Consider the following 4962-nt stretch of genomic DNA (forward strand, 5'->3'; position numbering starts at 1 on the left):
GGGATGGAGCGTCGGGGTCTTCGAGAAGCGCACCGAAGAAGGTGGCGGCTTATGCACCGAGGAACTGACGCGGCCCGGCTTCCTGCATAACGTTCACGCCAACTATCACACCCTGGTCGGCATCTGCCCGGTTTACGACGACCTTGAACTCACGACCCGGCACGGATTGCGCTACGTCCAGCCACCGGTCCAGATGGCGAGCGTGTTCAAGGACGGCTCAGCGCTGGTGGTGCATACCGATCTGGATAAGACCTGCGAATCGATCGCGCGTTTTTCACGCAAGGACGCCGATACATTTCGTGGCGTTTACGAAGAGGCGCGCGGCTATCGCGACCTGATTCTGCGCACGCTGATGTACTCGCCGCCAACCTCGATCAAGGACATTACCAAGGCGCTGGTGACGTGGGGCGTCGAGGAAAAGAGCAAGTACCTGAGCGTTCATTTGCGCCATCAGACGATCAATGAATTCCTCGACCACCATTTCGAGAATGATCGGGTCAAGGCCCACCTCTCATTTCACGCGGCGTTGGCCGGCTACGCGACCGACCGCAGAGGGCTCGCGGTTTCGTTCCCGCTCCTGCTGAGCAAGATCGACAACTGGCACATCTGCATCGGCGGTTCGCACGCGCTTGCCCATTCATTGTGGGAAGCACTCGCGCAGGCCGGTGGGCGGGTTTTCCTGAATCATGGGATCGAGAAAATCCTGATCGAAAACGGCAAGGCAGTTGGCGTCCGGCTTGAAGATGGCAGCGAAGTGCGCGCGCGGCATCTGGTCGCGAGCTCCATCAGCCTCGAGCAGACTTTCTACCGGCTGGTCGGCCGGGAAAATCTTCCTCCGGCGCTCGCGGCTGAAGTCGAGCACTTTCCGCACATGGACTGGTCGTTCTTCAGCGTCCATCTCGCGATGACGGCGAAGCCCGAATATCGCGCGGCCGCGTTCGATGCCGACGTCAACAAGGCCTGGGTAGTTAACCTAGGTTACGAAAATCAAAAGCAGTTCAATGACGATTGGCGCGACGTGCGCGCCGGCAAACTGCTGGATCCGCGGCCCAACGCCGCCGTCAACTCGCTCTACGATCCGACTGACGCACCCGACGGCTGTTACACGGGACTGCTGCGGCAGATGGCGCCCTACAATCTCGCCAACGGCGGGCCCCCCGCGTGGGAGAAAGTCTCGCGCGAATACGGCCAGCGATGTATCGACGTGTGGAAAGATGCCGCCCCCAACCTGGGTGATAACACGTTCCTCGACTGGGCGACTTATTCGCCGCTCGACATCGCACGGCGGATGCCGAACATGGTGCAGGCCGACTGGATCGGCGGGCTGATCGACCTCGGCAACATGCTGGACCATCGGCCCGGCCCGATTCTTTCCGAGTATCGGACTCCGATCGGGAATCTGTACATGTGCGGCGCCACGCAGCATCCCCACGGGTTCGTGACCTTCGCGCCGGCTTACAACGCACTCGAGATTATCGCGCACGATCAGCACGTGGAACGCTGGTGGAAATGACCGCTATCGCAGATATGCCGGTTCGGCTCGCTGACGGATCGACTAGCGGCCTCGCGTCGATAGTGCAGCAGTTTCTCGAACAGCAGCTTGCCGATTCCGCCTCGCGCCGGCGGCGCGCAGGCCGTTTGCACGGACGCCTCGGACTGACGGCGACAGATTATCGTGCTTCGGTCACTGTTGATTTTCGCGGTGACCAAATCGCGGTGTGCGACGGTAGCGCGGAGCCGCTCGACGCGAGCATTGCGGGAACGTATCGATCATTGACAGAGCTGCTACAGGGCCGCAGCAATCCACTGATCGAGCATCTTCGTGGACGTCTCAAGGTCACATCGCGGTTGCGCAATCTCTTTCTTCCCTTGCGAGTCCACCGGTTGATGAAGCTCGCCCGCGACGGCGCGCGGTAGAGGAGGACGAATATGGCAGACGCATCTTACGACGCGGTGATAATCGGAGCCGGCCACAACGGGCTTTGTCTCGCGGCCTATCTCGCGCGCGCAGGCCTGAAAGTCGGGATGTTCGAGCGGCGCCACGACGAAGGCGGCGGCGCGCATACTGACGAGGCTACCGTGCCCGGCTTCTGGCACAACCTCCATGCCCAATACATGGAGTTCATCGAGACCATGCCCTTCTACCGCGACTTCGACCTGCCGAGCTTCGGCGCGCGGATGATCAAGCCCGACGCGCAAGTGGGGATCACGTTTGCGGATGGCAGACCGCCGCTCGTCATCTACCGCCCCGAGTTCGCGGACAAGACCCGCAAGAGCATCGCGCACTACTCGAAACGCGACGCCGACGCTTTCGATGCGATTCGGAGCAAGGTGCTCGACGCTAACAACTATATCGCCGCGATGCTCTATAGCCCGCCGGCCAACGAAGTCCCGTCCAACGGACGCAGCGAAATGATCATCGGCCGGATGATGCAGTTGTGGCTCGACATCGGCTTCAAACCGCAGGAACTAAATAAGTGCCCGAAGGTATTGATCGACGAAGTGTTCGAATCGCCCGAGATGCGGGCGACGATGTACCGCCAGTGCGTCGAGTGGGGAGCGAACCTGCACTCCGGCGATGGAATGGGATTCGTGATGGCGGTGATCTGGCTATGCGGCAATCATTATATGTCGATCGGCGGCACGCACACTCTCGCTCATGCGATGGCAAGTGCGGCGCTCGCGGCCGGCGCGGACCTGCGCTACAACAGCCCGGTCGTCGAGATTCTGAATTCAAACGGACGCGCAACCGGCGTGCGCCTCAAGGACGGCCGCACCGTCGAAGCGCGCAAACTCGTCGCGTCCAACGCCGATCCGAAAACCACCTTCGTCGATCTGATCGGATGGGATAAGCTGAGCGACTTCCGCAAAGAGCGGATGGCCAGCTGGCGCTTCGGGCCTGAGCATGTGCTCGGGACGCCGTCGTTCGCCTTGCGCAATCCACCGGATTACAAATCAGCGCGGCACAACCCCGACATCAACAAATGCTTTTATACGATCGTCGGCTTCGAGGACGATCACCAGGTCTCTGACTACATCCTGCAGGCCTACGGCGGCCAGGTTCCCGATCGTCCCGGCGCCGGCACCTGGGTCAATTCGCTCTGGGATCCCAGCCAGGCGCCGCCGGGAATGCACACGATGAACGGATGGTACTTTTTCCCGCGCGCATCGTGCCTGAGTCCCGAGGAATGGGACAACGTACGGCGCGACTATAACGGAAAGTTCCTGGAGCTCTGGGGCAGTTACGCACCCAACATGACGCGTGAGAACGTGATCGCGGACAAGCTATATGTCTCGCTCGACATGGAGCGGCGGATGGCTATGCCGGAGGGTGATTTCTCGCAGGGACGGCTCGGACATATGAATCCCGGGCTGCCGCGGGAGCATATCTACCGCAGCGAAATCGAGGGACTGTACATGTGCGGCGCGTCGGCAGGTGGCGGCGGAATCAGCGCGGCCGGCGGCTACAACGCATACAAAGTGATCGCGCACGACCTTGGTCTGCCGAAAATCTGGCAGCAGGAAGGACGGCTCTACTAGCGGAGGATCGATTATGCCTGCGATTTACACCACTGAATGGTACGACGCACTGAAGAAGCTCCTCAACGAAAATCCCGAAGTCGATCGCAACGCGCCGCGTGGCACGATCAACGTGTTGGCGAAGATTGTCGGCGATGCGCGCTCGCCATATCTTCCGGCCGGCGCCTTGCGCAATTTCGTAGTGGTGTTGTCCGACGGCAAGTGCGTCGAATACCGGCAGGTGGAGGTCCCACCGCCGCGCAAGGATTTCGATTTCATTTTCGAGCTTCCCGCGTCAGTGTTTGAAGGAGTCGCCGCGGGATTGATCGATCTGATTGATGCCGGGCTCAAGGGCAGCGTGAAAATAACCGGCGATATGAGAATCCTGATCAGGCATGCTGAATTGGTGAATGTAGTTTACGGCGTTTATGCGCGAGAGATCGAAACGACCTGGCCGAAAGGGAAGCCGGTCGCGATTCCGCAAGCGAATGCGTCGGCGGCGCATTGAGCGATCATGGCATTCAATGAGTACTCTTCTTTCGACGGCCTGGCTTTGGGCCGCATGGTGCGCGAGCGCAAAGTCACGCCCGCTGAGTTGATGGACGCGGCGATCGCGCGCGCAGAAGAGCACAACGCGAAGCTCAATGCGATCGTCTTCAAGGATTATGATCGCGCACGCGCTGCGGCTCTCGCGCACAAGGCCGGCGCCGCGCCGTTCGCGGGCGTGCCGCTTCTGCTCAAGGACATCATGGGCGACTGCGCGGGAATGCCGACGCGCTCGGCGTGTGCATTCGTTCCCGCCACGCCGATGACGGCGGACTCGGAAGTGGTGGCCCGCTATAAGCGCGCGGGCTTTATCCCGTTCGCTAAAACCAACGCGCCCGAATTGGGAATTCCCCCGGTGACCGAGTCGCGCCTTTACGGGCCGGCGCACAACCCATGGAACCTCGAACGCACACCCGGCGGCTCCAGCGGCGGCTCGGCCGCAGCAGTCGCGGCAGGAATCGTTCCGGTTGCGCATGGCAACGACGGTGGCGGCTCGATTCGAATCCCCGCGGCGTGCTGCGGATTGGTCGGCCTCAAGCCAACGCGCGGACGTATCTCGCTTGCGCCGAATCTCGGCGACGTTCTCGGCGGCTTCATCGTCGAGCACGTGTTGAGCAGAACCGTTCGCGACAGCGCGGCGGCACTGGACGCGGCCGCGGGTCCGATGCCCGGCGATCCATACTTCCCGACGCCGCCTATCCAGTCCTACCTGCATGAAGCGTCAACCCCGCCGAACCGGCTTCGGATCGCATTCTCGACAACGAATCCTCTTGGCGGCGCGATTCATCCGGACTGCATCGAGGCGACGCAGCGGGCGGCGAAGCTGTGCGCGGACCTTGGACACGAAGTGGAAGAGGCAACCCCGCAACTCAACTACCAGATGCTCGCGCAGCTTTT

Annotated in this window: 5 protein-coding genes; all 5 read left to right on the top strand. The window is 61.4% G+C overall.

Annotated features, from left to right (window positions below; translation table 11 throughout):
• A partial coding sequence (locus tag VIW95_RS10385) for an NAD(P)/FAD-dependent oxidoreductase (RefSeq protein WP_331586119.1) occupies positions 1 to 1513 on the top strand: 1513 nt, incomplete at its 5' end.
• The gene (locus tag VIW95_RS10390) at positions 1510 to 1917 is read left to right on the top strand and encodes an SCP2 sterol-binding domain-containing protein (RefSeq protein WP_331586127.1); all 408 of its coding nucleotides are present in this window, start codon (positions 1510 to 1512) and stop codon (positions 1915 to 1917) included. The genes VIW95_RS10385 and VIW95_RS10390, both read left to right, overlap by 4 nt.
• Positions 1918 to 1929: 12 nt before the next feature.
• Entirely contained in the window at positions 1930 to 3540 is a 1611-nt protein-coding gene (locus VIW95_RS10395) for an NAD(P)/FAD-dependent oxidoreductase (RefSeq protein WP_331586121.1), read from the top strand.
• A gap of 13 nt (positions 3541 to 3553) precedes the next feature.
• A complete protein-coding gene (locus tag VIW95_RS10400) occupies positions 3554 to 4027 on the top strand; it encodes an SCP2 sterol-binding domain-containing protein (protein ID WP_331586123.1) in 474 nt (157 codons plus the stop codon).
• A gap of 6 nt (positions 4028 to 4033) precedes the next feature.
• A partial coding sequence (locus VIW95_RS10405) for an amidase (protein WP_331586125.1) occupies positions 4034 to 4962 on the top strand: 929 nt, incomplete at its 3' end.

Origin of the sequence: Binatus sp. (SeqCode) (genome assembly GCF_036522015.1) — a bacterium.
In the GTDB taxonomy this organism is placed as follows: domain Bacteria; phylum Desulfobacterota; class Binatia; order Binatales; family Binataceae; genus Binatus.

Coding starts and splice junctions, on each gene's coding strand:
- VIW95_RS10390 (WP_331586127.1), top strand. CDS start 1,510: ATGACCGCTATCGCAGATATGCCGGTTCGGCTCGCTGACGGATCGACT.
- VIW95_RS10395 (WP_331586121.1), top strand. CDS start 1,930: ATGGCAGACGCATCTTACGACGCGGTGATAATCGGAGCCGGCCACAAC.
- VIW95_RS10400 (WP_331586123.1), top strand. CDS start 3,554: ATGCCTGCGATTTACACCACTGAATGGTACGACGCACTGAAGAAGCTC.